The sequence below is a fragment of the Streptomyces sp. NPDC017991 genome (assembly GCF_044328075.1).
Classification (GTDB): Bacteria; Actinomycetota; Actinomycetes; order Streptomycetales; family Streptomycetaceae; genus Streptomyces.
On record NZ_JBIRGP010000010.1, the window covers coordinates 296,842 to 321,639 of the forward strand.

Consider the following 24,798-nt stretch of genomic DNA (forward strand, 5'->3'; position numbering starts at 1 on the left):
GCGATGACGACGACAACTCCCGGATTCCGCCCCACCCACGTGGTGCCGCGGGACGGCATGGCTGCCTGGGACGCCCCCGACCCGGCCCGGCCCACCGTGCCCCTCGACGCCCTCCTGCCGGTCCGGCTCATGGAGCGCCGCGGCGACTGGGGGCACGTCCTCTGCGCCAACGGCTGGTCCGCGTGGGTCGACGGCCGGCTGCTGGTGGCCGTCCCGCAGGACCCGCCCACCGCCGGACAGCCGCTCGCCCGCACCGCCGACCCGCGTCCGCTGCTGGCCCGCGTCGAGGAGACACTGCGCCGCTACCGGCAGCACGTGGAGGATCTGGCGGCCGGCCGCCTCGACCGGGAGGCGTTCCACGACCTGACGACGGGGACGCGGGTCGGGATCGTCGTGGAGGGGGAGGCGGTCTGGCTGTACGAGGCCGAGCACGAACGGTGGGTGTACTGCGACGGCACACGCGTGAGCACGTACGCGACGCGGGAGCCGCCGTCCGCGGCGGTGGGGGGCCTGGACCCACCGGTTGCCGGGGCTCCGCCCGAGCCACCCGCCGGGCCCGGTCCCGGCCCGTCCGGCACCGCGTCCCCTTCCGGCCCCGCGGCGACCGGCCCAGCGACGACCGGCCCCGCACCGCCCGCCGCGGGCGGCCACGCGCCCACGCAGGTCGTGCGGGGCGTGGGGCCCGACCCCGCACCGTTCGCGCGGCCCCCCGAGCCGCAACCGACACGCGGCGCGCGGAGTGCCGCGCCGGAGCTGCCTCATGTCGAGCGGGGGGTCGCACCGCAGTCGGCTCAAGGCGCCCCGGGGAGCGGACCCGAGCCACCGCCGGGCGGGCTGGAGGGCGGGCCGCAGCCGACGCGAGCCGTGCGGAGTGCCGAGGCCGGGCCGGTGCGAGACGTGCGGGGTGTTGGCCCCGAGCGCACTCGGGGCGTGCGGGAGGACGGGCCCGAGTCGACGCGAGCCGTGCCGGGTGGTGAGCCGGAACCTGGCCGGGGTGTGGCAGACGCGGGGCCGGAGCCACCCGAGGGTCAGGAGGGGATCCGGCATGCCCCGACCCGGCTTGTCACGGGTGACGGCGACAGTGCCGGTCACGGTGACGAGTGATGGCGTACGACACGGGTCCGCACTCGGGGCGACCCTCCGAGCTGATCGGCAGGCAGATCGCGGGCTACCGGATCGAGCGCGAGGTCGGCCGGGGCGGCATGGCCGTCGTCTACCGTGCCAAGGACCTGCGCCTCGACCGCACGGTCGCCCTGAAACTGCTCGCCCCGGAACTCGCCCGCAACGACACGTTCCGCAAACGCTTCACCTACGAGTCACGCGTGGCCGCCGCGATCGACCACCCCCACATCGTGCCGGTCTTCGAGGCGGGCGAGACGGACGGTGTCCTCTACATCGCCATGCGGTACGTGGCGGGCCGCGACCTGCGTCATCTCCTGGACAAGGAGGGGCCGTTGGCCGTCACGACGGCCACCCGCATCGCCGTCCAGGTGGCGTCCGCGCTCGACGCCGCCCACGACCACGGGCTGGTCCACCGGGACGTCAAACCCGGCAACATCCTGGTCGCGGCGGGCACGGACAACGACCACCCCGAGCACGTCTACCTCACCGACTTCGGGCTGACGAAGAAGTCGTTGTCCCTGACCGGCTTCACGACCGTCGGCCAGTTCGTCGGCACGCTCGACTACGTGGCACCCGAGCAGATCTCCGGGCGTCCCGTCGACGGCCGCTGCGACGTCTACAGCCTCGCCTGTGTCGTGTACGAGACCCTGGCGGGCGGGCCGCCGTTCCAGCGCGACGACGACATGGCGCTGTTGTGGGCGCACCAGTACGACGTGCCGCCGGCGGTGTCCGGGAAGCGGCCCGATCTCGCCGGTGGCGTCGACGACGTCCTGGCGAAGGCTCTCGCCAAGAGCCCCGATGACCGGTACGGGTCCTGTCTCGCGTTCGTGGCGGCGTTGCGGGCGGCGGTGGTGGGGGAGCCCGAGCGGGCTTGGGCTCCGCCCTTGCCTCCGGAGTGGGCTCGGCCCGTGTTTCCCGAGGCCGGGGGCCTGTAGGCGTCGATCGTCGGGTGCGGGCCGGGGGGGCCTGTCGCGCGGTTCCCCGCGCCCCCTTCGGGTCGGGGCTGTCAGGTCCTGGTGAGCAGCAAGTGGGCGTGGGGGAACTGGCGTTCGTCCTCCCTGGGGGCCCTGACGAGGCGGGCCTTTTCCGTGAAGCCCGCCGCTGTCAGCAGGTCGGCCACGCGGTCGGGGGACCAGCGGTAGGCGAGGGCCACCTTGTGGTCGAAGGACTCCGCGAGCTCCGAGGGGTCGTCGTGGGCCTGGAACGCGAGCAGCAAATGACCGCCCGGCGCCAGTACGCGGTGGAACTCCGCGCACACGCCGGGCAGTTGCTCCGGCGGGGTGTGGATGATCGAGTAGCGGGCCATCGCCCCGGACAGCTCGCCGTCCGCGAGGTCCAGCGCGGTCATCGAGCCCACCTCGAACCGCAGGTCCGGACGGGCCGCACGGGCGAGGGCGATCATCTCCGGAGAGAGGTCGATGCCGGACACGTCCAGGCCGAGCGAGTCCAGCAGAGAGGTCACATGGCCCGGACCGCAGCCGAGGTCGGCCACCGGGCCACCGCCGCCGTCCGCACGTACGAAGGCGGCGAACGCGCCGAGCATCGCCCGGTCCAGCGGGAAGTCCTCCAGCCCGTCGGCGAAAAGCTCGGCGTAACGGCCGGCCCACATGTCGTAGGCCGTTCGGGTGGTGTGAAGGAAGTCCGGCTCGATCATGGATGCGTACGGTAGTACGGCTCGCGGTCCTCAGTCCCTCGGATTCTCCAACTCGCCGTGATGACGCGTACGGGAGGCGAGCAGCGCGCCCAGGAAGCCGGTGACCAGGCCCCAGAGCAGTGCGAGACCGAGCGCGCCCCACAGCCGCGGTCGCAGGAAGAGTTCGCCGGACAGTCCGCCGCCGAGGTCCCCGATGCCGAACAGCGACAGCCCGTAGTGCGCGTCGATCCGGCCGAGCAGGCAGACGGTGAGCACCGTGAGCGCGAGCGCGACGGCCATGTGCAGGCCGTGGCGCCAGGCACGCGTCCGGGCCGGGGAGCGCGAGGCCATCAGGAAGGCGACGGCCAGCAGGAGCGCCGCGTCGACGACCACGAGCCACCACACCCTGCCGTCCTGCTCCGAGAGCGTGCTCAGATTCAGGGTCGAGAGGTCCGGCGTACGCAGCACACGGTCCAGCACCTGCGGCATCGGCAGCCCGAACGGTCCCTCGACCCGGCCGTCCCAGGTCGCTCCCAGACCGATCGTGAAGACGGGCCAGACGAGGTTCGGCAGCCCGAGGAGCACCACGGCGAGCGTCTGGGCGGCATGCCCCCGGGTCACCGCCACCACCAGCGCGATGACCACCCCCAGGGCGACGTACGCGAGCAGCAGCACGACCATGGCGTACGCGGCCGGCCGCACCGACTCCTGGAAGCGCAGCAGCCGGGGCGGGAGCGGCGCCCCGGGCGAGACGAGCAGCGCGAGGACGAGGACACCGGCCAGCCACAGGAGGCCGAAGGCCAGCGTCACCGGTACATCGGTCTCGAACCCGACCCGCGGCGAGGAGGCGCCGAACAGATCGCCGAGGTCGGAGAGCCTGCCCTCACCGGGGGAGACCGCGAAGGTCCGGCGGGCCGACAGCGCCAGTGCGGTCAGGGCGAGCAGCCACAGGACGGCGATGCGGCCGGCCCAACCCGCCAGTTCGGGCGCGCCCGCGACGGCCCGGTGGCGCAACGGCCGCAGGAAACCGGCGGCGACGACCAGGGCTCCGGTCAGCGTCACCGAGAGCGGAAGCGCCGTCAGCCCCACGCGGGTCTCGGCGACCGCTCCGGCGTTCCCGGCGAACTGCACCGAACCGCCGACCGCGGTCACCACCGTCGCGGCGACGACCCGCGGGAACGCGCCGCCGGGGAGGTCGGCGGCCCCCGCCGCCCACAGTCCGAGCGCGGCGACCACGAGCATGGCGATCACCCCGGCGAGGACCGTCGCCAGGGCCTGGACCCAGCCGTGCCGGGACACCGCCTGGTCAGGGGCTGTAGAGAAGCTCACGCTGTCACGCTAGGCAGGCCTGTGGCGGCGCGCCTGCCGGGAGGGCCGACCGCGTCGGCTTGCGAGCGGCACGGGACCGATGCACACAATGGGCACGCTATTGGATGAAAGGGTAGGTAAGCGGCGCAAACTGCGCACAGTCCCGCAGTGTCGCTACGCCGGGAAGAGGAGCTCGTGAGCGTCGAACCGCCGTCCTCCGGTCGCCCCACAGGACCGCCGTCCGGCCCCCTGTCGGGGCCGACCCGGCCGAACCCCGTACCCCCACCAGGCGGAAGCGGCCCCACGGGCTCGTCGATCGGCGGACCGGGCGAGGGAAGTGGCACCGGGGCGGGAACGGGAGGCGGGTCGGGCGGCGGGGCCTCCGGCCCGCCCGGCTCGGGCGCGGGCAAGGGACCCGAACGGCCCTGGTGGAAGTCGGTGCCACGGGTCGCCCTCATCGCCGCCGCGGTCGTCGTCGCCGTGGTCCTGGCCGTGGTCCTCACCCGGCCCGACGGCACGACCACCGCCACGGACTCGGACGGCGAGGTCTTCCTCCAGGCGGCGGGCAAGTCCGGGCCCGATCCGTTCACCGGGTCGACGGCACGGGACAGCTCCGCCGCACCCGTGACGCCCTCGCCCACGGACACCTCCGGGTCGGGCAACGTCACACGGGGCGTGGACGGGTCGACACCCGGCCTCTACGGCGGAACGCGTGACGTGGCCGGCTGCGACGTCGAGAAACAGATCTCGGCGCTGGACCGGGCTCCCGACAAGCGGCAGGCGTTCGCCTCGGTGCTGGACCTCAAGACCTCCGCGGTACCCGCGTATCTCCGCTCGCTCACCCCCGTACAGCTGCGGATGGACACCCGCGTCACCAACCACGGCTACCGTGACGGCAAGGCCAGGCGCTACCAGGCCGTCCTTCAGGCCGGCACGGCGGTCCTCGTCGACGACCGCGGTGTTCCCCGGGTGCGCTGCGCCTGCGGCAACCCGCTGCTGCCGCCGGTCGCGCTGAAGACCACACCCAGGCGGACCGGTGACTCCTGGCCGTCGTACTGGCCGTCGAACGTCGTGGTCGTCTCGCCCGCGACCCAGGTCGTCGACATCTTCGTGCTCTTCGACCCGGACAGTGGCGACTGGTTCACCCGGCACAAGGGCGACACGGGCGGCAAGGACAGGAAGACGGATCCGCCGGCGAACCAGCCGTCCCCGTCCGTGAGTTCCCCGCCGCCCTCGTCGGACTCCCCGTCACCGTGTGTGTCCGTGGGGGACGGCGCCCCCGTGCCACCGGGCGGGTCGGCGAGACCGTGCCCCTCGACCTCCCCGGACACACCGTCGTCGCCCTCCGAGGAGTCCGGGGCGCCCTCGTCCGAACCGCCGGCGCCGGACTCCTCCGAGCCGGCGCCCGACGACACCTCCGGCACGACGACGGAGTCGGCCGCGAGTCACAGCGTCCCGGAGTCGGCCGCGACCTCTCAAGGCCTGTGAGGAGCCTCCCGGGGACTACTCGTCGATCGCGGCGCCGAACGCGGCGCCCAGGTGCGGCGCGCCGAGGGTTTCGGCACCGTACGTCCACGCGCCCGCGGCCGTGACGCCGCCCGCCCCGGCCGACAGCACCCAGACGAAGCCGTCGCCCGCGTTCTCGCCCGGCGCCGAGGCCAGCAGCCCGAAGCGGCCGTCCCTGTTGGGGTCGGTGAGACGGACCTGGCCGCCCCACTTGTCGCCCTTCTCGGGGACACCGGGCACATCGGCGGAGTCCTGGTCCCACGACTTGGCGCCCGTCGCGGTCAGGCCCGCGGACGCGCCGCGCAGTACCCACACCGCGCCCGCGTCGGCGACCGTGCCGATGTCCTCGCCCGCGGCGCCGATCGCCACGTCCGCGTACCCGTCCCCGTCCGTGTCCGCCACGGAGAGGTCCGTGCCCCAGCCGTCGCCGCGCTCGGCGGTGCCGGGAACGCCGGGGGAGTCCTGCGTCCACCACTGGATCTCGTCCGCGGGCCCGTTCCCGCCGCCGTAGCGCACGCCCACCAGACCGCCGGTCATGGTCTCGCCACCGTCGTCGGGGGAGTTCGGCTCGCCGGTCACCAGGTCGTCGTAGCCGTCGTTGTCGATGTCCCCGGACGCGGTGACCGGGCCCCCGCGCAGATCCCGCTCGTACGTCAGTCCGTCCGCGTTCCCGGACAGGTACGTGGACCAGCCGTGACCGGGCTCGTCCCCTGCCGTCACGCCCGAGACGACAAGGTCCGCGAACCCGTTCCTGTCGTAGTCGCCCGTGGTCAGCGACGTGGGCAGGATGTGGCGCTCCTGCGCCCGGGCGGAGAGCCGTGCGGACGAGCGCCGCTCCAGCGAACCGGTCGCGGCGGGGTCGTAGGCGAACAGCTCCAGGTCGTCGTGGTCGAGGACCGCCAGCAGGTCGCCCGGCGTCTCGTTCGTGAAGTGCGCCGCGGCCAGTCCCGTCCCGAACTGCTCGCCCGCGGTGGGCTCCTGGGTCTCCAGCCAGTCGCTGGCCGCACCGGAGAGGCCCGCCTTCGAGCCCCACAGGATCGCGACACCGCCCGCGTCCGCGACCGTACCGAGGTCTTCGCCGGGGATGCCGACGATCGCGTCGTCGTACCCGTCCCCGTCGAGGTCGCCGGTGCCGACCGCCCTGCCGAAGCCGTCGCCCGTCTCCGCCGCTCCCGCGACGCCCGCGGTGGACTGGCTGAAGCGGGCGGCACCGGTCGTCCCGATGCCTCTCGACGAGCCGTACTGCACGGTCACGAGTCCCGCGCCCTTCTTGCCGCTGACGGTCGCGTCGGGGGCGCCCACCAGCACGTCCTCGTACCCGTCGCCGTTGAAGTCGCTGTTGCGGTCGCCGGCCCGCGTACCGCCGGGAGTGCCCGCGTACGCGGAGGGCGCGGATGCGATGCCCAGTCCCGCGAGCAGAAGAAATGATGCCGCGGCGAGTGCTGTGGAACGGTTTTTGCGCATGAGTCGGCTCCTGTCAGGAAGAACGGCTGGGCAGCGCGGGGGTGTCCGGAAAGGGCCCGTTCCTTGTCCGGCGCCCTGTTTGACACCGCATGGGGTCCAAGGGTTGTACGGGAGTTCCGACGCCGTTCACAGCAGGCCGTGCCGGCACATCAACTCGCGCTGTCGCCGCCGCCCCGCAGCCGGCGGAAGAACGCCCGTACGTCCCCGACGAGCAGGTCCGGCTGCTCCATCGCCGCGAAGTGTCCGCCCCGGTCGAACTCGGTCCAGCGCACGATGGAGTTCGTGCGGTCCGCGTGGTGCCGCAGCGGAATGAAGTTGTCCCGGGGGAAGACGGCGAGCGCGGTCGGTGCGGTCGACGGCTGCGCGAGCGCGTTCTCGCCGACGGCGTGCGCGCGCTCGTAGTAGACCCGTGCGGACGAACCCGCCGTGCCCGTGAGCCAGTACAGCATCACGTTCGTGAGCAGCTGGTCCCGGTCCACCGCGTCCTCGGGAAACTCGTCCGAGTCCGTCCACTCCTTGAACTTCTCGACGATCCAGGCGAGTTGGCCGACGGGCGAGTCCGTGAGCCCGTAGGACAGGGTCTGCGGCCGGGTCGACTGGATGTCGGCGTAGCCCTGCCGTTCGCGGGTCCACTCCTGGTGGCGCCGCCAGGAGGCGAGGGTGCGTTCGCGTTCCCGGGGGTTCAGCGCCGCCAGGTCCTCCGAGGTCGGCTCGGAGGTGGCCTGGGCGCCGGGCAGCAGGTTCAGATGGACGCCGATCACCCGGTCCGGGTGCGTCCGGCCCAGCTCGCGGGAGATCGCGGCGCCCCAGTCACCGCCCTGCGCACCGAACCGCGGGTAGCCGAGCCGGTCCATCAGCACGGCGAACGCGGCGGCGATACGGCGGTACTCCCAGCCGGTGTCGCGCGTGGGCCCCGACAGGCCGAACCCGGGGATGCTCGGCACCACCACGTGGAAGGCGTCGGCGGGATCACCGCCGTGGGCGCGCGGATCGGCCAACGGGCCCACGATGTCCAGGAACTCCGCGATCGAGCCCGGCCAGCCGTGGGTGACGATCAGCGGGGTCGCGTCGGGCTCCGGCGAGCGGATGTGGGCGAAGTGCAGGTCCGCCCCGTCGACGACCGTCGTGAACTGCGGCCACTCGTTGAGCCGGGCCTCCGCCGCGCGCCAGTCGTAGGAGTGCCGCCAGTACTCCGCGAGCTCCTTGAGGTAGGTCCGCGGGACCCCGTGGGCCCAGCCCACCCCTGGCAGCTCGTCCGGCCAGCGCGTGAGGTCCAGGCGCGCGTGCAGATCGTCGAGGTCCGCCTGGGGAACGTCGATGCGGAAGGGGCGGAGGTGGCTGACGGGCTGAACACGGTCGCCGTGCGGGGAGGTCATGGCGGGCCATGCTAGTGCCGTGACAGGCACTGGTTCCGGCGCGGACAGCGGGCCTGTGCATAAGAACGTCGGGAAAGTCGGCGCGCCACCGATGAGTTTCGCGTCGGGGACCGGTCGGTACGGATGACAGCGTTCCCGCTCCCCTCCAGGAGGTAGTCATGAGCACCGACGGATTCACCACGTGTCTCTGGTTCGACGGCCGGGTCGAGGAGGCCGCGAACTTCTATGTGTCGCTCTTCAAGAACTCCGAGCTGGGGAAGGTCGTCCGTGCCACGGAGGCCGGCCCCGGACCCGCCGGCTCCGTGGTCACCGTCGACTTCGTGGCCAACGGCCAGAAGTTCGTCGGGCTGAACGGCGGACCGCAGTTCAAGTTCACCGAGGCCATCTCCTTCCAGATCGACTGCGCGGACCAGAGCGAGGTCGACTTCTACTCGAACGCGCTCATCGAGGGCGGCGGCGAGCAGGGCCCCTGCGGCTGGGTGAAGGACAGGTTCGGCCTCTCCTGGCAGGTCGTGCCGACCAGGCTCATCGAGATGATCAGTGATGCGGACCAGGAGAAGGCGGGCCGTGCCACGGCGGCCATGCTCAAGATGCACAAGCTCGACCTCGCCGCCCTGGAGAAGGCGTACGCCGGGGAGTGAGGCGCCCGCCAGGGGGTGCGGCTCCCGCCATCGCACGACGGCCGCCACCGCACTGCGCCCGCCACCGCACGACGGCCGACGTCCGGCGGCCAGGCCGACAGCGGCCGTCCGGCACGTACCGCGCCAGAGCCGCCGCCCGCCCCTGGGCGCGGGCGGCCTGCGCGGGCCCGGGCCAAGGGGCGGAGCCGACCGCCCACGGCTCAGGGGCGGCTGGCGCCCTCACCCCGCGTTCAGGCCGGCAGGCCTCCGTGCAGCGCCGTGTAAGCCCCCGCCCGGGACATCAGCTCCTCGTGCGACCCGACCTCCCGGACCGCGCCGTCCCCCATCACCACGATCCGGTCCGCACCCCGGATCGTCGACAGCCGGTGCGCCACCACGAAGGTCGTACGCCCGTGCACCAGGCGGGCCAGGGCCTGCTGGACCAGCGCCTCGGACCGCGTGTCCAGCGCGGACGTCGCCTCGTCGAGGATCAGGACGCGCGGATTGCGGATGAGGGCCCGCGCGATGGCGAGGCGCTGCCGCTGACCGCCCGACAGCCGGGCCCCGTGCTCGCCCACCACGGTGTCGAGCCCCCGCGGCAGCCGGTCCACGAACTCCAGCGCGTTGGCGTCCCGCAGCGCCGCGCGCACGGTCGCCTCGTCGGCGTCCGCGTCGTCCATGCCGTACGCGACGTTCTCCCGCACGGTTCCGTCGAAGAGGATCGACTCCTGCGGCACCACCGACACGAAGCGCCGGTAGGTCCGCAGGTCCAGGGTGTTCATGTCGGCCCCGTCGAGCAGCACCCGGCCCGAGGTCGGCCGGATGAATCCGATGACGAGGCTGAGCACCGTGGACTTTCCCGCGCCCGACGCACCGACGAGCGCGATCGTCTCGCCCGGCGCGACGGAGAGGCTGAAGTCCCGCACGGCGGGCCGGTCGGCGTCCTCGTACGCGTAACCCACCCCCTCGAACTCGACGGCCCCGCGCAGCGATTCGAGCCGCGCCCTGCCCTCGTTGTCCTCCAGTTCGGGGGCCTGCAGCACCTCGCCGACGGACCGTACGGACTCCAGGCCCTTGGTGATGACCGGGGTCAGCCCGGCCAGCGTGGTCGTGGAGTTGGTGAGCGTGGTGAGGAACGCGCTGAGCATGACGACGTCACCGGGGGAGACCGCCCACACGCCGTAGTACGCGACCAGCGCCGCCGCGGTGAGGAAGACGACCCCGATCATGTTCAGGAACACCCAGGCCAGCGAGGCGAAGCGGCCGTTGAGGAGGTCGAGCCGCAGCCCCGAGGCCAGGACCTTGTGCAGCGTGCCGTCCATGCTCCGCAGGGCCTTGCCCTCCAGACCGTGCGCCCGCGTGACCGGGATGAGCCGGGTTATCTCCGTGACCCGTGAGGACAGCTGCTCGACCTCGTGCCGGAAGTCCTCGTTGTGGACGCGCAGCCGGCCCCGCAGCCGTGCCACGAGCAGTGCCGCGACCGGGACCACGCACAGGAACACGGGGACGAACTCGGGTGTGCGTACGGCGATGATGACCAGCCCGCCCGTGAGCACGGTGACCGCGCCGAGCCCCGTCTCGGCGGTCTGCTGCACCATCTGCTCGACCGTCTCCACGTCACGGACGACCTTCGCCTGGAGGACGCCCGCGCTGACGCGTGAGTGGTAGCCGATGGAGAGGTGCTGCATGCGCGTGCACAGCGCGGAGCGCAGGGCCGTGCCCATGCGGCGCACGCTGCCGTAGAGCAGCCGCACGTACAGCAGGTGCAGCGGCATGTTGACGACCAGGATCGCCAGGACGACTCCGGCGCTGAGCCAGAGGTCACCGATCGGTCCGTGCCGCACGACCGTGTCGATGATGGTCGCGGTGATCAGGGGCAGCAGCCAGACCGGGCTGTGCTTGACGGTGAAGACGGCGAACGCGGCGGCGAGCTTCCACCGGTCGGCCCGGAACAGATAGACGAGGGTGCGGATCGGGTGCTCGCCGCGGTAGCGGTGGTCGAGCGGTTTCTCCCACGAGGCCATGCCGGTCGTCCCTCCCCAGGGAAGTGGTGAACACGGGGCAAGCGCTTTCTCCCCCTCTCTCGATCACCTACACCCGCCGCCCCTCGCTCACCTGACACCGTCGGCGTCCGGCCTCCTCCGGCGGTCACGGGCCACGTAACGGCTCGGTTTCCGACGTAAATTTCCGCGTTCCGAGGGTTGGCGGACCTCCGCCGGCTGGTTATCGTTCACGCACTTCACTCAATCGTTCCGCTGAACGAATAGCGAACGCATAGCGAGAGGGACGGTCGGCCCATGCCCGACATCCATCACCCGGGACGGCGCTCCGTCCTTGCCGCGGCAGCCGCGGGCAGCGCGTCGCTCGGTGCGTCCTGGCTGCTCACCGGCTGCACGGGCGCCTCGGCCGCCCCCGCCCTGCCCAAGGGCGTGAAGCAGGGCACCCCCGACCGCGGCGGCACCCTCCGCATCGCCAGGCCGCCCGCCTCCGAGGCCGAGACCCTGGACCCGGCGAGCGCCCTGTCCGCGTACGAATACCTCGGCGCCCTCTACAACCGGCTGGTCCGTATCGGCACGGACGGCGACCTCGCCCCCGACCTCGCCGAGTCCTGGGAGCCGGACGCCAAGGCCCGCACCTGGACCTTCCGCCTCCGTCAGGGCGTCACCTTCCACGACGGCCGCGAACTCACCTCCGCCGACGCCGCGTACACCCTGCGCCACATCCTCGACAAGGCGACGGCGTCCCCGCAGGCCGCCGTCCTCGCGCCGCTCATCGACCCGGCGAAGCTGCGCACTCCCGACGCCCACACGCTCGTCGTGCCGCTGAAGACCCCCAACGCGGAGTTCCCGAGCCTGCTGACGCACTACAACTGTTACGTCATCCCCGACGGCAGTGCCCGGGGCATCGGCCGCACGGGCATCGGTACGGGCCCCTTCAGGCTGGAGTCCTTCGCCCCCGCGGGACCCGGCCGGATCACCGCGTTCAAGGACCACTGGGCGGGCCGTCCGGTCCTGGACGCCATCGACTTCTACTCCGTCGCCGACATGTCCGCCCGCTCGAACGCCCTGCTCGCCGGGCAGGTCGACCTCCTCTCGCAGACCAACCTCGACTTCGCGACCGCCCGGGTCGTCGCCGCCTCCGACCGCGCGACGATCGCCCGCGTCGAGAACGCCCAGTGGTACGTGCTGCCGATGCTCACCACGGAGAAGCCCTTCACCGACGTACGCGTCCGGCAGGCGATGAAGCTGGCCTACGACCCGGAGCACGTGGTGAAGGTCGCCCTCCAGGGCGCCGGCACGCCCGGCTGGGACAACCCCGTACCGCCGAGCGACCCCGCCCACCTCGCCACCCACCCGGAGCACGACCCGGAACAGGCCCGGCACCTGCTGAGGAAGGCGGGCCACGAGGGCCTGGCGGTCGACCTCTACACCTCCTCGTACGACCCGGTCTTCACGCCCATGGCCCTCGCCTACCAGGACTCGGCCAGGCGGGCCGGCATCCGGGTCCGGGTGAAAACGGCCTCGGCGGACTCGTACTACACGCAGATCTGGATGAAGAAGCCGCTCATGGCCACCTACTGGTACACCGGCAGACCCGTCGACCAGCTCTTCACGCAGGTCTTCCGCGGCGGCTCCTCCTACAACGAGACCGCCTGGTCGGACAAGGCGTTCGACGCGCTGCTCGACCGGGCCCGGCAGGAGACCGACGACCAGCGGCGGCGCGAACTGTACGGCGAGGCGCAGACCTTCGTCGTCGAGAAGGGCGGGGCGATGACCCCGATGTTCGCCGACCGGCTGGTCGGCATCTCGCGGAAGGTACGCGGCTACGCCGAGCACGGCTTCGAGTTCGACTACCTCGGCATCGGCCTGAAGGGAGCCTGACCATGCTCTCGTTCATCGCCCGCCGCGTCCTCGCCGCCCTCGGCACCCTCGTCCTCTCCTCCGTCCTGGTCTTCCTCGCCGTCCAGGCCCTGCCCGGCGACGTCGCCACCCAGGTCCTCGGCAAGGACGCCACCCCCGACGCGGTCGCCGCCCTGCGCGAAAAGCTCAAGCTCGACCAGCCCGCCTGGGAGCGGTACGCCGACTGGATCGGCGGCGCCCTGCACGGCGACTTCGGACTCTCCCTCGTCTCCGGCAAGGAGGTCGGCGGCGAAGTCGGCATGTACCTCGGCAACTCCGCGCTCATCGCCCTGGTGACCGTCCTGTTCGCCGTCACCGGCTCGATCGTCCTCGGCATCCTCGCCGGCCTGTACCGCGACCGCTGGCCGGACCACCTCATCTCGACGGTCAGCCTGGTCGGGATGAGCGTCCCCGAGTTCGTCGTCGCCACCGTGCTCGTACTCTGCTTCTCGGTCGCCCTGCCCTGGTTCCCCGCGGTCGTCCTCTACGGCCCCGAGGCGACCGTCGGCCGGCTCATGCCCGCCGTCTGGCTGCCCGCCCTCGCCCTGGCGATCGTCATGGCCGCCTACATCGTCCGCATGGCGCGCACCTCGGTCATCGACGTCATGGCGAGCGAGTACGTCACCACGGCCCGCCTCAAGGGCCTGTCGAACTGGCGGGTCGTCACCCGGCACGCGCTGCCGAGCGCCCTGCTGCCGACCCTGCACGTCATCGCCCTGAACGTCGCCTGGCTCGCGGGCGGAGTCGCCGTCGTCGAGAACGTCTTCAACTACCCCGGCATCGGAAAGCTGATGCTCGCCTCCGTCCAGAACCGGGACCTGCCCGTCATCCAGGCCATCGCCCTGATCAGCGCGGTCGTGTACGTCGTCTGCAACCTGGCCGCCGACCTCGGCGCCATGGCCCTCAACCCCAAGCTCCGTACGCGCGGGAGGACCCGATGACCACCCTCGACACCCCGGCGGACGCACCCGCGGCCCCCGCCGCCCCACCGTCCGCGGTGGCCCGCGCCTGGCGCACCGTGCGCTCCTCACGGGCGGCGGCCATCGGCCTCGCGATCGTCACCGTCCACGTCCTGATCGCCCTGCTCGCACCACTCCTCACCTCGTACGACCCGATCGCCAACAACGCCGACCAGGCGCTCCTCGGCCCCAGCGGGAGCCACTGGGCGGGCACGGACCAGTACGGCCGTGACGTCCTGGCCCGCGTCCTGTACGGCGGGCGGTACGCGATCGGCGTCTCCGTGGCCGCGACCCTCGTCACCCTCCTGATAGGTACGGTCGTCGGCTGCGCCGCGGCCCTGCGGGGCGGCTGGTTCGACGACGTGCTGGGCCGGGTGCTCGACGCGGTGCTCTCCATCCCGTCGGTGCTAGCCCTGCTGGTCGTCGTCACCGCACTCGGCACGGGCCCGTCGGTCATCGTCCTCGCCATCGCGGTCGTGTACGTGCCCCAGGTCGTACGCGTCGTCCGGGGCGCGGCCCTGGCGGTCGCGCCCGCCGACTACGTGACCGCGGCGCGGGCCCGGGGCGAGAGCACCTGGGCGATCCTGCGCCGCGAGATCCTGCCGAACATCACCGACGTGGTGTGCGTCGAGTTCGCCATGCGGGCCTCCTGGGTCGTGCTGCTGATCTCGTCGCTGTCCTTCCTCGGCTTCGGCGCCGATCCGCCGACGCCCGACTGGGGTCTGATGGTGGCCGAGAACCGCACCGCCATCACCGTCGTCCCGATGGCGAGCCTCGCACCGATCATCGCCCTGGCCACGCTCGTGGTGGGGCTCAACCTCGCGGCCGACGGCCTCTCCAAGGCATGGGGCGTCGACCGGATCAGGGAGGGGTCCTGATGACCGCCGCCGTCGTACCGGTGAAATCGCTCGTATCCGTGAACTCGCTGTCCGTGGCCTACCGTTCGGGCGGCCGTGACGTGCCCGTGGTGCGTGAGGTCTCCCTGGAGGTACTGCCGGGGCAGACCCTCGCCCTGGTCGGCGAATCCGGAAGCGGCAAGTCGACCGTCGCGGCCACGCTGCTGGGGCACCTGCGGCACGGATCGCGGGTGACGGGCGGCTCGGTACGGGTGGACGGGGCGGACGTGTTCGCCCTGCCCGCAAGGGAGTTGCGGCGGTTGCGGGGCGGCACCGTCGCCATGGTCGCCCAGAACGCCGGGCACGCCCTGACCCCTTCCATGCGCATCGGACGCCAGATCGCGGAGGCGGGCGGTGACGTACCGGTCGTGGACCTCCTCGAACAGGTCCGGCTGCCCCGCCCCGCCGAACTCGTTCGCCGCTACCCGCACGAGCTCTCCGGCGGCCAGCAGCAGCGCGTCGCCATCGCCATGGCCATCGCGGCCCGCCCCAAGGTCCTCGTCCTCGACGAACCGACGACCGGACTCGACGTCGTCACCCAGCGCGGTGTCCTCGACCTGATCGGCGCGCTGCGCGACGAACTCGGCCTGTCCGCGGTCCTGGTGAGCCATGACCTCGGAGTCGTCGCGCACATGGCCGACGAGGTGGCCGTACTCCGATCCGGCCGGATCGTGGAGGCGGCTTTGACGGGTCGGCTCTTCGCGAGGCCTCAGGACCCCTACACCCGACGCCTGTTGGCGAGCGTGCCGCGCCTCGACGACGCGGGCCTCGCGCGGGTGGGCGAGGCGGGTGAGCGGGAGGTGCGCCCGAGGGCCGTGATCCCCGAGGGGGCTCCCGTCGCCGTGGCCGCGCGGGACGTCACGATCGACTACGGGGCGAGTCGTGCCGTGGACGGTGTCTCCTTCGACGTCCGGCGCGGTGAGGTCCTCGCGCTGGTGGGGGAGTCGGGCAGCGGGAAGTCCACGCTCGCCTGGGCGCTGGCAGGGCTGCGTACGCCGTCCGGCGGCACGATGACGCACGGCTCCGGCCGCGACACGGGCGACCTCGCCCGGCCCGCCGGGAAGCGGCCGTCGGCGCTGCGGCGGAGGGTCCAGCTCGTCTTCCAGAACGCCGACACCTCCCTCAACCCGCGCCGGTCCGTGGGGGACGCGGTGCGCCGGCCGCTGCGGTTCTTCGGCACGGCCGACTCGCGGGCCGAGACCGTCGTACGTGCCCGGCGGCTCATCTCCGACGTGCGCCTCGACCCCGCCCTCGCCGACCGGCTGCCCGCGCAGCTCTCCGGCGGGCAGCGGCAGCGGATCGGGATCGCGCGGGCGCTGGCGGGTGAGCCGGACGTTCTCATCGCGGACGAGATCACGACCGCGCTGGACGTGTCCGTGCAGGCCGACGTGCTGCGGCTGCTCGACGATCTGCGGCGGGAACGGGAGCTGGCCTGTCTCTTCATCAGCCACGACCTGGCCGTGGTGCGGGGGATCGCGGATCGGGTGGTCGTGCTGTGGCGGGGGGTGGTGGTGGAGGAGGGGCCGACGGACGCGGTGTTCTCCGCGCCCGGGCATCCGTACACGCGGCAGTTGATGGCCGCCGTTCTGGAACCCGATCCCGAGGCGCGGGTTGTCGTGGCGGCTGCGCCGGAGTGGGTGGATGCGGTGGAAGAGGGTGACCTGTGGGTCGGCGGTGACGGGGTCGCCGACTCTGCCGGGGGGCATCGCGTGCGGCGGTGGCGGGCGGTGGGGTGAGGGGATGTGTCTTCGCCCCCGCCGCCCCTACCCTTCCCGTCACGTACTCGGGGGCGCTGCCCCCGAACCCCCGGTCCTCAAACGCCGGACGGGCTGAAACACCTCCAGCCCGTCCGGCGTTTGAGGACGAGCGCGCAGCGCGACAAGGGGGCGAGGGGGCGAAGCCCCCATGCGTGGACGGGAACGGGTAGGGGCGGCGGGGGCGAAAACACCCCACCTCGACCCCCCTCCACCCACCAAGGCAAGGAGCCAAGTTGCACTACCGTGAGCACTTCGACCGGCAGGTCGTGGTCGAGGACGTCTGGATCCCCACCCGCGACGCGCGGACCCACCTGCACGCCCGCATCTGGCGCCCGACGGACGCCGGCACGGCCCCCGTCCCCGCCCTCCTCGAATACCTCCCCTACCGCAAGACCGACTGGACGGCCCCCAGGGACGCCCAACGCCACCCCTGGTACGCCGGCCACGGCTACGCATCCGTCCGCGTGGACATCCGCGGCCACGGCGACAGCGAGGGCACCCCCGGCGACGAGTACGACGCACAGGAACTCTCGGACGGCGTGGACGTCGTCAACTGGCTGGCCGAGCAGCCCTGGTGCACCGGCAAGGTCGGCATGTTCGGCATCTCCTGGGGCGGCTTCAACGCCCTCCAGATCGCCGCCCTCGCCCCCGAACCGCTGAAGGCGATCGTCACCGTCTGCTCGACGGACGACCGCTACGACAACGACGTGCACTACACGGGCGGCGCCGTCCTCGGCGTGGACATGCTCGCCTGGGCGGGCACGATGCTCGCGTTCGCCTCCCGTCCGCCGGACCCGACGAGCGTGGGCGAGGACCGCTGGCTGCCGATGTGGCGCGACCGCCTCGAAGCCCTCGAACCCTTCCTGCACACCTGGCTGGCCCATCAGCAGCGCGACGACTACTGGCGGCACGGCAGCGTCTGCGAGGACTACTCGGCGATCGGCGCGGCGGTCCTCGCCGTCGGCGGCTGGAACGACCCGTACCGGGACACCGTGCTGCGGCTCGTGGAGCACCTGCCCGACGACCGTGTACGCGGGCTCGTCGGACCCTGGTCGCACCAGTACCCGGACCGCGGCCTGCCGCCCGGCCCGGCGATCGGCTTCCTCCAGGAGACCCTGCGCTGGTGGGACCAGCACCTGAAGGACGAGGACACCGGCATCATGCGCGAGCCGCTGCTGCGCGCCTGGCTCAACGACCCGGTCCCGCCCGCCACTTCGTACGAGGTGATGCCGGGCCGGTGGGTGGGGGAGGACGACTGGCCGTCCCCCGCCGTCAGGTGGGACGAACGGCCGCTCGGGCAGGGCGTCACCCCCGTCCTCGTGAGGTCGCCCCAGCACACCGGTCTCGACGCCGGCCGGTTCTTCCCGTTCGGCAACGCGAGCGACCTGCCGCCCGACCAGCGGGAGGAGGACGGCCGTTCGGTGTGCTTCGACTCGGAGCCGCTGGACGAGAGGGTGGAGATACTGGGCCGGCCGCGCGTCCGGCTGCGCCTCGACAGCGCGACACCGCGCGCCCATGTCATCGCCCGGATCTGCGACGTCGCCCCCGACGGCTCGTCCACGCTCGTCACCCGCGGTGTCCTCAACCTGCTCAGCAGGCACGGGCGCGACCGGGCCGTGGAGTGGACCCCGGGGACGTACGAGGCGGTGGAGTTCGAGCTGAACGGCGTCGGCTACGCCTTCCCGCCGGGACACCGGCTCAGGGTCGCCGTCTCCGACGCGTACTGGCCCTGGGTGTGGCCGCACGGCGAACGCGGCGAGCTGACCGTGCTGCCCGCCGAGAGCGCCGTACTCCTCCCCGTACGGGACCCCGCCTCCGACGAGGGCCGCGCGCCCATCCGTTTCGAGGAGCCCGAGCAGGCCGTACCGCTGGCCGTCGAGCACGAGCGGGCCGTCGGGCCGAGGCCGGAACGGCTGGTGACGCACGACGTGGCCGAGGGCGAGTGGACTCTGGAGGTCGACCCCCACTACGGCGGCTCGCGGGTCTACCCGGACGGGCTGCGCTACGACGAGAGCGCCCGCGAGACGTACCGGATCCGCTCCGACGACCCCCTGTCCGCGCGGGCGGTCTCCGAGTGGGCGATCCGGCTGCGGCGCGGCGACGACTGGGACGCTGAGATCATCACGCGTACGGAGCTGCGGGCCACGGCCACGGAGTTCATCATGGACAGCCGGATGGAAGCACGGACGGACGGAGAGACAGTGGTCGAGCGCGCATGGCACCGCACCACCCCGAGGACGTCCGCGTGAAGGCCGCGAAGACGCCCCGCCGGGCGGTCGCCGCGGCCGACCGCACGCGTCAGCCCACCGAGGTCCGCCGCCGGCTCATCGTGGAGGCCGCCGTGCCGCTCATCGCCGAGCGCGGCTACGCGTCCGTGGGCGTGCGGGACGTCGCCGCCGCGGCCGGGGTGTCGGTGGGCACGGTCACCTACCACTTCGGCTCCGTCCAGGAGATCCTCTCCGAGGCCATGGTGCTGAACATCGAGCGCTACTACGCGGCCCTGAACGACGCCGCCCAGGAGGCGTCCGGCGGTGCCGAGGCGCTGCGGCTGCTGATCGACGCGCTGTTCACGGAGGACACCGACCGGCACTGGCGGATGTGGTTCGACTACTGGAGCGCCGGCGACCGCGACCAGGACCCCGAACAGGCCTTCGCCGGCGGCCAGGCCGAACGGTACGAGGACTGGCACGGCCAGATCCGCGCACTGGTCGAACGGGGCGTGGCCGACGGCGAGTTCGACTGCGCCGACCCCGCCGGGTTCACCGTCCGCTTCGCCGCCCTCTCCGACGGCCTGGCCCTGCAGCGGCTGCGCCAGGCGCCTCCGCTGAGCACGGAGGACGCGCGCCGGCACATGTACCGGCTGGTGGAGACGGAGCTGGGGACCGGCGGACGCTGAGATCAGTCCGCCGCCGGGGTGACGGCCTGACCGACGGCTCGGCTGATCGCCCGGGTGATGCGCAGGATGCCGGGGGAGCGGACCGGGCACGGCTTGGGCGTCGAGGTGGTGGGTGCCAGGCAGAAGTGCAGGTGGTCGTCGTCGCGGTGCAGGGCGGTGCGGCCACTGCCCGGTTGCGTGCAGTAGGGCCCGTGCCCGCTCTCGTACGCGGTGCACGGCAGGTACTGGGTCCAGGTGTAGCGGGCCCCGGCGGCGCTCACCGTCTTTCCGGCGTCCGCGAGCAGATCGCCGGAGGCCTCGGCCTGCCGCTCGTACACCGCGTTGACACGCCGTACCCGGTCGGGAGTGATCGGGTCCGGGCCCTGCAGCACCCAGACGATCCTCGCTCCGCTCGCGGCCTCCGCGATCTGGTCCGTCAGCCGCCCGGCGTCGGCGGTGTAGCGCGCGAAGTACTTGTCCCGCTCCTCGTCGTACGTGATGCCGTCCATACAGGGCGTGTAGCCCCAGGCGTTGCCCCAGAACTGGAGCACCACGAAGTCCGGCCGCAGCCGGCGCACCAGGGCCGCCGCCTTGTCCTTCGGCGGGACGAGGGAGTCCTCGCCGGTGCCTTCCAGGTAGTCGCACAGCGTGGTGCCGGAGTAGGGGGCGCTGGTGTAGCGGGCCTTCGCCTCGTCCCGCAGGAGTCCGCCGAGGACCTTCTGGTTCTCCATGGCGAGGGAGTCACCGAGGTAGAGGACGGCGGGGCGCTCGGCGGCGGCCCCTCCCGTGCCGGCCCCTCCGGCGTCGGCCCCTCCGGTGTCGGCTCCGGCGCTCGCCCCGGGCGTGACGGCCGGGCGCTGATGCGTGGTCGAGGCGGTTCCGGGAGACGAGGGCGTGGCCGCCGCCTCGGGCCCCGACGAGGGATCCCCGCACGCGGTGAGCAGCAGGAGCCCCACCAGCAATCCCCCGACCCACGGCCTGCTCATACGGCAACTCCCGCCCCAGCCACCGAGAACGGCCCCCAGACAAGCACAGCGCAACAGGGAGCGGAAGGGCCGAGGCAATCACGTAGACGGGCTTAATGGTTCATGTAGATCTCTTCACTTGTGCTGTGGAATCGAGTCGGGCACCGTCGTAGATCATGCAGCCCAACTCTCCCTGGCGGACAGCCGACTTCAGGACGCTCTTCGGTGCGACCGCGCTCAGTCAGCTCGGTACGAACGTCAGCTATGTCGCCGTCCCGCTGATCGCCGTCACCGAACTCGACGCGAGTCCCGGCCAGGTCGGCGCCCTGGCGACCTTGAGCACGCTCGCCTTCCTGCTCATCGGGCTGCCCGCGGGAGCCTGGGTGGACCGGATGCGGCACCGCAGGGTACTGATCGTGGCGGATCTCGCGAGGGCCGCACTGTTCGCGTCCGTACCGCTGGCCTGGTGGCTGGACGCGCTCACGCTGGGCCAGCTGTACGCGGTCGTGCTGCTGAACGGCTGCGCCACCGTGTTCTTCGACGTCGGCTCGCAGAGCACTCTGCCCGGAATCGTCGGCCGCGACGCCCTCGTACAGGCCAACGCCGCCATGATGAGCCTGATGGCCGTGAGCAACGTGGCCGGCCGAAGCGCGGGCGGGACGCTGGTCCAACTGCTCACCGCGCCGCTCGCCGTCCTCTGCGCGGCGGCGAGTCATCTGGCCTCCGCGCTCCGGCTGACCGCCGTCCGACGCGCCGGGGCGCCGCCCGTGCCGAGCGGCGGGGTCGGGCTGCGGACGCAGATGGCGGAGGGCGTCCGGCACGTACTCCGCAACAGGGAACTGCGCGCGCTCGCGCTCACTGCCTCCCTCAACAACCTGGGCTCGCAGATCATCAACACCATGCTCCCCGTTCTGTTCGTCCGCGAACTTGACCTGCCCGCCAGCGCGTTGGGCCTGTACTGGGCTGCCGGCGGCGTCGGCCTCCTGCTCGGAGCCCGGTGCGCCCGCCCTCTCGCGGCGCGTCTCGGGTACGGCCGCACTCTCGGCGTCATGGGCCTGTGCCTGGCTCCCGCCGGACTGCTCGTCCCGCTCATCGACCGCGGACCGTGGCTGTGGATCGCGGGCACCGGCGGAGTGCTCGCGATGTTCAAGACGGGCATGGACAACGTGCTCGGAGTGAGCCTGCGCCAGCGGATGACCCCGGACGACCTCCTCGGCCGGATGAACGCGACGTTCAGGTTCGCCCTCACCGGCGCGCTCGCCGTCGGCGCCGCCATGGCGGGTCTGATCGGTGAACTGGCCGGTGTGCGGACGACGTTGTGGGTGGGAGCGGCCTTCCTCGCCACGGCGTTCCTGCCGGTCTTCCTCTCCCCGGTCCGTACGCGTCGCGCCCTGCCGGACCAGCAGCCGCCGCCCGTCAGGGTCGTTGCTCCACAGGCTCCACAGGCTCCACAGGCGCCGAAAGGCTGACGGCCCGCGTCACCGCTGCGAGCACCCGGTCCGTGTCGGGCTCGGCAGTCCGCCAGTTGCTGAACGCGGCCCGCAGCGCGTGCGTCCCCTCCAGAACGGTCGGTGTCAGGAACGCCTCGCCGGACTCGGCGACCGCCCGGCCCAGCGCGCGCACCCGCTCCTCGGTGGCGGACCCGGCGAGGGTGAAGCAGACGACGTTCAGCCGGACCGGCGCGAGCAGGCGCAGGCCCGGTACGCCCGCGATCCCCGCACCGAGGCGCCGGGCCTGGGCCACGTTCCGCTCGACGATCTCGCGATGCCCCTCGCGGCCGTACGCGGTGAGCGAGAACCAGGCCGGAAGCGCGCGCAGGCGGCGTGAGTTCTCCGGCGTGAGATGGACGAAGTCGGGCTCCCCGGTGGGCAGTCCGAGGTACGGCGACGCGTTGTGGAAGACCCGCACCTGAAGTTCCTGGTGGCGGGTGAACTGCACGGCCGCGTCGTACGGGACGTTGAGCCACTTGTGCAGGTCGACGCAGACCGAGTCGGCGGCGTCGATGCCGTCGGTCAGGTGCGCGTGCTCGGGGGACAGCGCGGCGAACCCGCCGAAGGCGGCGTCCACGTGCAGCCAGAAGTCGTACCGCTCCTTCAGTTCCGCGATCGCCCGCAGATCGTCGAAGTCGACCGTGTTCACCGTGCCCGCGTTGGCCACGACCACGGCCGGGCGTCCGTCCAGCGCTTCGAGCGCCTCGGTCAGCCGTGCCACGTCGACCGCCTCCCGGCCGCCGGGCAGCACCGGCACCGTACGCAGCCGGTCGCGGCCGATGCCCAGGACGGACAGGGCCTTGGGGATGCTGGAGTGAGGGCTGCCGGAGAGCACGTCGACCGGGCCGAGCGCGGCGGCGCCCGCCTCGGACACGCGGATCCCCTTGCGGTCGCCCAGCCACTCGCGCGCCAGGGCCAGCCCGACCGTGTTCGACATGGTCGCGCCCGTCACGAAGGCACCGCTGTGCGCTTCGCCCAGGCCGAACAGCTCCCGCAGCCAGCCCAGCGTCTCCCGTTCCAGGGCGGACGCGGAGGAATTGTCCCCGCCGGCGGCGTTCTGGTCGTAGGCGCTGGTCAGCCAGTCCCCGGTGACCGCGGCCGGCGTCACGCCGCCGGTGACGAAGCCGAGATAGCGGGAGCCCGCGGTGGCGGCGAAGCCGGGCGCCCACCGCTCGGCGAACCGTGTGAGGGCGCCCTCCGCACCCGCGCCCTCGGCCGGAAGGGGCCGCGGACCCGGTGCCTTGCCTTGCTGCACCACGGGCCGTGCCTCGATCCCCGACACCTCGCGGGCGGCGAAGTCACGGGCGGACTGGAGGAGTTCGGGGAGCCGGGAGAGGTCGTCGGCGAGTGAGGGATGCATGGCGGCAGCGTAGGCGGGCATCCGAGGGGGAGCAGGGGCCGATCGCCGGGAACCGGCCCCGTCCCGGGGAACCGACCCCGCTCCGGAGCGGGGAGCCGCGCCCGTACCGAATGACCCGGTTCAAGATCATGTCACCGTTTCGTTCCAGCCGGTCCACCACCACAACCGATCTCCCCCGGCGCGTGTCTAGCTGGCAGAGATCGACCGGATCGAAGCAGAACCGAAGTGGAACCGAAGCGGAACCGAAGAGGAAAGGCCTGGTCATGGGGGACATTCGCAGACGGTCAGCCGTCGCACTGGGGATCACCGGGATGGTGGTGCCGCTGACCGTCGCACTGGGCGCGGCGCCCGCGCAGGCGGCCAGTTGCACCACTTCGAGCGGCCCGTATCAGAAGCAGGTGGAGAAGTTCCTCGGCCGGCCGGTCGACGGCAAGCAGTCCACCGCCGACTGCAAGGCGATCAAGACCTTCCAGACCAAGCACGGCATCACCCCGAACATCGGCTACGCCGGATCCGTCACGTGGGGCGTGATGGATCTGATGACCAAGCAGAAGGCCGTCGGGACGAACCCGAACAAAGACGGCAAATGCCCGGTCAACAAGGGCCGGATCGCCTGTGTGAACCTGACGCTCCAGCTCAGCTGGATCCAGGACGGCAAGACCCTCGTCTACGGACCGGTGCCGGTGCGCACGGGCCGTAACGGATACGAGACCCGTACCGGCCTGACGAAGATCTACTGGCGGCACATCGACCACGTCTCGTCCATCTACGACGTGCCCATGCCCTACAGCCAGTTCTTCGATGGTGGCCAGGCCTTCCACTCGGTCGGCGTGAGCATGTGGAACCCGCCTGGCTCGCACGGCTGCGTCAACATGACGAAGACGGTCGCCAAGAAGTACTGGTCGCTGCTGAAGAAGAACGACGACGTCTACGTGTACGGCCGCAAGCCGGGCACCTGAGCAGCACCGCGAGCCGGGCATCCGAGCGGCACCGGACGCGCCGCGGGTGAACGCCCGCGTCCCGCCCCGCCGGTGAGGCGGGACGGGACGCGGACTCCCCCCTTGCGGAAATGGTTCGGGGCGTCAGAGCAGGACGTTCACCGTGCCGACGTTCACATAGCCGCCCAGCGGTGCGGGCGACCCGGCGGGGTTGCGGTAGGCCAGGGAGGCGATGAGCGAGTACGTGCGCCCGGCCTGCAGCGACGACAGGACGATCTCCTGCCGGTAGTCGGGATTGCCGTTCAGCGGGACGGGCACCGGCGTCGACGGCTCGTTGAAGTCGTGCGGGCCGCCGATCTCGTCCACGCTGACATGCAGGTTCCAGGTGCCCGCCAGCAGCGGCACGAGGAAACCGGTGAGGTTCCACTCGACCCGTACGGTGACCGGCGTGCCCTTGTTGACGACATCGGCGGGGCTGCCGCCGGGGTCCAGGACGATGGCGCTGATGCGGCCGTCGAGTGCCGTGGTCGGGACCGGAAGGGACTGGAAGGTTCCAGAGGCCATGCGATGACTCCTTGTCGGGGACTTGCCGGTTGTGGACACCTCCCACGGTGCGGCGCCCGGCCCGTC

At 72.3% G+C, this 24,798-nt stretch carries 20 protein-coding genes; 12 read left to right on the plus strand and 8 right to left on the minus strand.

Features of this window, described 5'->3' with window-relative positions:
* The first annotated feature begins 3 nt into the window (after positions 1 to 3).
* Entirely contained in the window at positions 4 to 1,104 is a 1,101-nt protein-coding gene (locus ACH4DZ_RS28785) for a hypothetical protein (protein WP_398290271.1), read from the plus strand.
* Complete coding sequence (locus ACH4DZ_RS28790) at positions 1,104 to 2,057, plus strand: serine/threonine-protein kinase (RefSeq protein WP_398290272.1); 954 nt, start codon at positions 1,104 to 1,106, stop codon at positions 2,055 to 2,057. Before ACH4DZ_RS28785 ends, ACH4DZ_RS28790 begins: the two co-directional genes overlap by 1 nt.
* Positions 2,058 to 2,128: 71 nt before the next feature.
* Here the strand turns inward: ACH4DZ_RS28790 and ACH4DZ_RS28795 are convergent, their stop codons facing one another.
* Together ACH4DZ_RS28795 and ACH4DZ_RS28800 are read right to left on the minus strand one after the other, a co-directional pair.
* Entirely contained in the window at positions 2,129 to 2,776 is a 648-nt protein-coding gene (locus ACH4DZ_RS28795) for a class I SAM-dependent DNA methyltransferase (RefSeq protein WP_398290273.1), read from the minus strand.
* Positions 2,777 to 2,806: 30 nt separating this feature from the next.
* Positions 2,807 to 4,084, minus strand: a complete 1,278-nt coding sequence (locus tag ACH4DZ_RS28800; RefSeq protein ID WP_398290274.1) for a streptophobe family protein — start codon at positions 4,082 to 4,084, stop codon at positions 2,807 to 2,809.
* Between the two features lie 174 nt (positions 4,085 to 4,258).
* Here ACH4DZ_RS28800 and ACH4DZ_RS28805 point away from each other — a divergent pair, with 174 nt between their 5' ends.
* The gene (locus ACH4DZ_RS28805; RefSeq protein WP_398290275.1) at positions 4,259 to 5,551 is read left to right on the plus strand and encodes a DUF6777 domain-containing protein; all 1,293 of its coding nucleotides are present in this window, start codon (positions 4,259 to 4,261) and stop codon (positions 5,549 to 5,551) included.
* Positions 5,552 to 5,566: 15 nt separating this feature from the next.
* Here the strand turns inward: ACH4DZ_RS28805 and ACH4DZ_RS28810 are convergent, their stop codons facing one another.
* Together ACH4DZ_RS28810 and ACH4DZ_RS28815 are read right to left on the minus strand one after the other, a co-directional pair.
* Positions 5,567 to 7,033: an esterase gene (locus ACH4DZ_RS28810; protein ID WP_398290276.1), complete on the minus strand. Its 1,467-nt coding sequence runs from the start codon at positions 7,031 to 7,033 to the stop codon at positions 5,567 to 5,569.
* A gap of 149 nt (positions 7,034 to 7,182) precedes the next feature.
* The gene (locus ACH4DZ_RS28815; protein ID WP_398290277.1) at positions 7,183 to 8,409 is read right to left on the minus strand and encodes an epoxide hydrolase family protein; all 1,227 of its coding nucleotides are present in this window, start codon (positions 8,407 to 8,409) and stop codon (positions 7,183 to 7,185) included.
* A 158-nt stretch (positions 8,410 to 8,567) separates the two neighbouring features.
* Here ACH4DZ_RS28815 and ACH4DZ_RS28820 point away from each other — a divergent pair, with 158 nt between their 5' ends.
* The gene (locus ACH4DZ_RS28820; RefSeq protein ID WP_398290278.1) at positions 8,568 to 9,050 is read left to right on the plus strand and encodes a VOC family protein; all 483 of its coding nucleotides are present in this window, start codon (positions 8,568 to 8,570) and stop codon (positions 9,048 to 9,050) included.
* 230 nt (positions 9,051 to 9,280) lie between these two features.
* Here the strand turns inward: ACH4DZ_RS28820 and ACH4DZ_RS28825 are convergent, their stop codons facing one another.
* Positions 9,281 to 11,053 carry an ABC transporter ATP-binding protein gene (locus tag ACH4DZ_RS28825; RefSeq protein ID WP_398290279.1) on the minus strand — a complete coding sequence of 591 codons (1,773 nt, stop codon included), beginning with the start codon at positions 11,051 to 11,053 and terminating at the stop codon, positions 9,281 to 9,283.
* Positions 11,054 to 11,326: 273 nt separating this feature from the next.
* Between ACH4DZ_RS28825 and ACH4DZ_RS28830 the strand changes: the two genes are divergently transcribed.
* From ACH4DZ_RS28830 to ACH4DZ_RS28855, 6 genes are all read left to right on the plus strand, one after another.
* Positions 11,327 to 12,910 (plus strand): ABC transporter substrate-binding protein, encoded by a 1,584-nt coding sequence (locus tag ACH4DZ_RS28830; RefSeq protein WP_398290280.1) that lies wholly within the window; start codon positions 11,327 to 11,329, stop codon positions 12,908 to 12,910.
* Between the two features lie 2 nt (positions 12,911 to 12,912).
* Positions 12,913 to 13,869 (plus strand): ABC transporter permease, encoded by a 957-nt coding sequence (locus ACH4DZ_RS28835; RefSeq protein ID WP_398290282.1) that lies wholly within the window; start codon positions 12,913 to 12,915, stop codon positions 13,867 to 13,869.
* On the plus strand, positions 13,866 to 14,765 hold the full coding sequence (locus ACH4DZ_RS28840) for an ABC transporter permease (protein WP_398290283.1): 900 nt from the start codon (positions 13,866 to 13,868) through the stop codon (positions 14,763 to 14,765). Before ACH4DZ_RS28835 ends, ACH4DZ_RS28840 begins: the two co-directional genes overlap by 4 nt.
* On the plus strand, positions 14,765 to 16,519 hold the full coding sequence (locus ACH4DZ_RS28845; RefSeq protein WP_398290284.1) for a dipeptide ABC transporter ATP-binding protein: 1,755 nt from the start codon (positions 14,765 to 14,767) through the stop codon (positions 16,517 to 16,519). The genes ACH4DZ_RS28840 and ACH4DZ_RS28845 overlap by 1 nt, the downstream gene beginning before the upstream one ends.
* Before the next feature lie 254 nt (positions 16,520 to 16,773).
* Positions 16,774 to 18,789 carry a CocE/NonD family hydrolase gene (locus ACH4DZ_RS28850; protein ID WP_398290285.1) on the plus strand — a complete coding sequence of 672 codons (2,016 nt, stop codon included), beginning with the start codon at positions 16,774 to 16,776 and terminating at the stop codon, positions 18,787 to 18,789.
* Positions 18,756 to 19,436 carry a TetR/AcrR family transcriptional regulator gene (locus tag ACH4DZ_RS28855; RefSeq protein WP_398290286.1) on the plus strand — a complete coding sequence of 227 codons (681 nt, stop codon included), beginning with the start codon at positions 18,756 to 18,758 and terminating at the stop codon, positions 19,434 to 19,436. The genes ACH4DZ_RS28850 and ACH4DZ_RS28855 overlap by 34 nt, the downstream gene beginning before the upstream one ends.
* 2 nt (positions 19,437 to 19,438) lie before the next feature.
* Here ACH4DZ_RS28855 and ACH4DZ_RS28860 read toward each other — a convergent pair whose 3' ends face one another.
* Entirely contained in the window at positions 19,439 to 20,401 is a 963-nt protein-coding gene (locus ACH4DZ_RS28860) for an SGNH/GDSL hydrolase family protein (protein ID WP_398290287.1), read from the minus strand.
* Between the two features lie 155 nt (positions 20,402 to 20,556).
* Here ACH4DZ_RS28860 and ACH4DZ_RS28865 point away from each other — a divergent pair, with 155 nt between their 5' ends.
* Positions 20,557 to 21,849, plus strand: coding sequence for an MFS transporter (locus ACH4DZ_RS28865; RefSeq protein ID WP_398290288.1), 1,293 nt, complete (start codon positions 20,557 to 20,559; stop codon positions 21,847 to 21,849).
* Here the strand turns inward: ACH4DZ_RS28865 and ACH4DZ_RS28870 are convergent.
* Positions 21,797 to 23,230: a pyridoxal phosphate-dependent decarboxylase family protein gene (locus tag ACH4DZ_RS28870; protein WP_398290289.1), complete on the minus strand. Its 1,434-nt coding sequence runs from the start codon at positions 23,228 to 23,230 to the stop codon at positions 21,797 to 21,799. The two genes, ACH4DZ_RS28865 and ACH4DZ_RS28870, sit on opposite strands and share 53 nt — an antisense overlap.
* Positions 23,231 to 23,493: 263 nt before the next feature.
* Between ACH4DZ_RS28870 and ACH4DZ_RS28875 the strand changes: the two genes are divergently transcribed.
* Positions 23,494 to 24,189 (plus strand): L,D-transpeptidase family protein, encoded by a 696-nt coding sequence (locus ACH4DZ_RS28875; protein WP_398290290.1) that lies wholly within the window; start codon positions 23,494 to 23,496, stop codon positions 24,187 to 24,189.
* 123 nt (positions 24,190 to 24,312) lie between these two features.
* Here ACH4DZ_RS28875 and ACH4DZ_RS28880 read toward each other — a convergent pair whose 3' ends face one another.
* Positions 24,313 to 24,732: a hypothetical protein gene (locus ACH4DZ_RS28880; RefSeq protein ID WP_398290291.1), complete on the minus strand. Its 420-nt coding sequence runs from the start codon at positions 24,730 to 24,732 to the stop codon at positions 24,313 to 24,315.
* Positions 24,733 to 24,798 lie beyond the last annotated feature (66 nt).

Bases quoted from the DNA above. Each gene is read 5' to 3' on its own strand.
- ACH4DZ_RS28795 (WP_398290273.1), bottom strand. From the start codon at position 2,776: ATGATCGAGCCGGACTTCCTTCACACCACCCGAACGGCCTACGACATG.
- ACH4DZ_RS28830 (WP_398290280.1), top strand. From the start codon at position 11,327: ATGCCCGACATCCATCACCCGGGACGGCGCTCCGTCCTTGCCGCGGCA.
- ACH4DZ_RS28810 (WP_398290276.1), bottom strand. From the start codon at position 7,033: ATGCGCAAAAACCGTTCCACAGCACTCGCCGCGGCATCATTTCTTCTG.
- ACH4DZ_RS28855 (WP_398290286.1), top strand. From the start codon at position 18,756: ATGGCACCGCACCACCCCGAGGACGTCCGCGTGAAGGCCGCGAAGACG.
- ACH4DZ_RS28820 (WP_398290278.1), top strand. From the start codon at position 8,568: ATGAGCACCGACGGATTCACCACGTGTCTCTGGTTCGACGGCCGGGTC.
- ACH4DZ_RS28785 (WP_398290271.1), top strand. From the start codon at position 4: ATGACGACGACAACTCCCGGATTCCGCCCCACCCACGTGGTGCCGCGG.
- ACH4DZ_RS28875 (WP_398290290.1), top strand. From the start codon at position 23,494: ATGGGGGACATTCGCAGACGGTCAGCCGTCGCACTGGGGATCACCGGG.
- ACH4DZ_RS28845 (WP_398290284.1), top strand. From the start codon at position 14,765: ATGACCGCCGCCGTCGTACCGGTGAAATCGCTCGTATCCGTGAACTCG.
- ACH4DZ_RS28835 (WP_398290282.1), top strand. From the start codon at position 12,913: ATGCTCTCGTTCATCGCCCGCCGCGTCCTCGCCGCCCTCGGCACCCTC.
- ACH4DZ_RS28880 (WP_398290291.1), bottom strand. From the start codon at position 24,732: ATGGCCTCTGGAACCTTCCAGTCCCTTCCGGTCCCGACCACGGCACTC.
- ACH4DZ_RS28790 (WP_398290272.1), top strand. From the start codon at position 1,104: ATGGCGTACGACACGGGTCCGCACTCGGGGCGACCCTCCGAGCTGATC.
- ACH4DZ_RS28815 (WP_398290277.1), bottom strand. From the start codon at position 8,409: ATGACCTCCCCGCACGGCGACCGTGTTCAGCCCGTCAGCCACCTCCGC.
- ACH4DZ_RS28860 (WP_398290287.1), bottom strand. From the start codon at position 20,401: ATGAGCAGGCCGTGGGTCGGGGGATTGCTGGTGGGGCTCCTGCTGCTC.
- ACH4DZ_RS28865 (WP_398290288.1), top strand. From the start codon at position 20,557: ATGCAGCCCAACTCTCCCTGGCGGACAGCCGACTTCAGGACGCTCTTC.
- ACH4DZ_RS28840 (WP_398290283.1), top strand. From the start codon at position 13,866: ATGACCACCCTCGACACCCCGGCGGACGCACCCGCGGCCCCCGCCGCC.
- ACH4DZ_RS28825 (WP_398290279.1), bottom strand. From the start codon at position 11,053: ATGGCCTCGTGGGAGAAACCGCTCGACCACCGCTACCGCGGCGAGCAC.
- ACH4DZ_RS28870 (WP_398290289.1), bottom strand. From the start codon at position 23,230: ATGCATCCCTCACTCGCCGACGACCTCTCCCGGCTCCCCGAACTCCTC.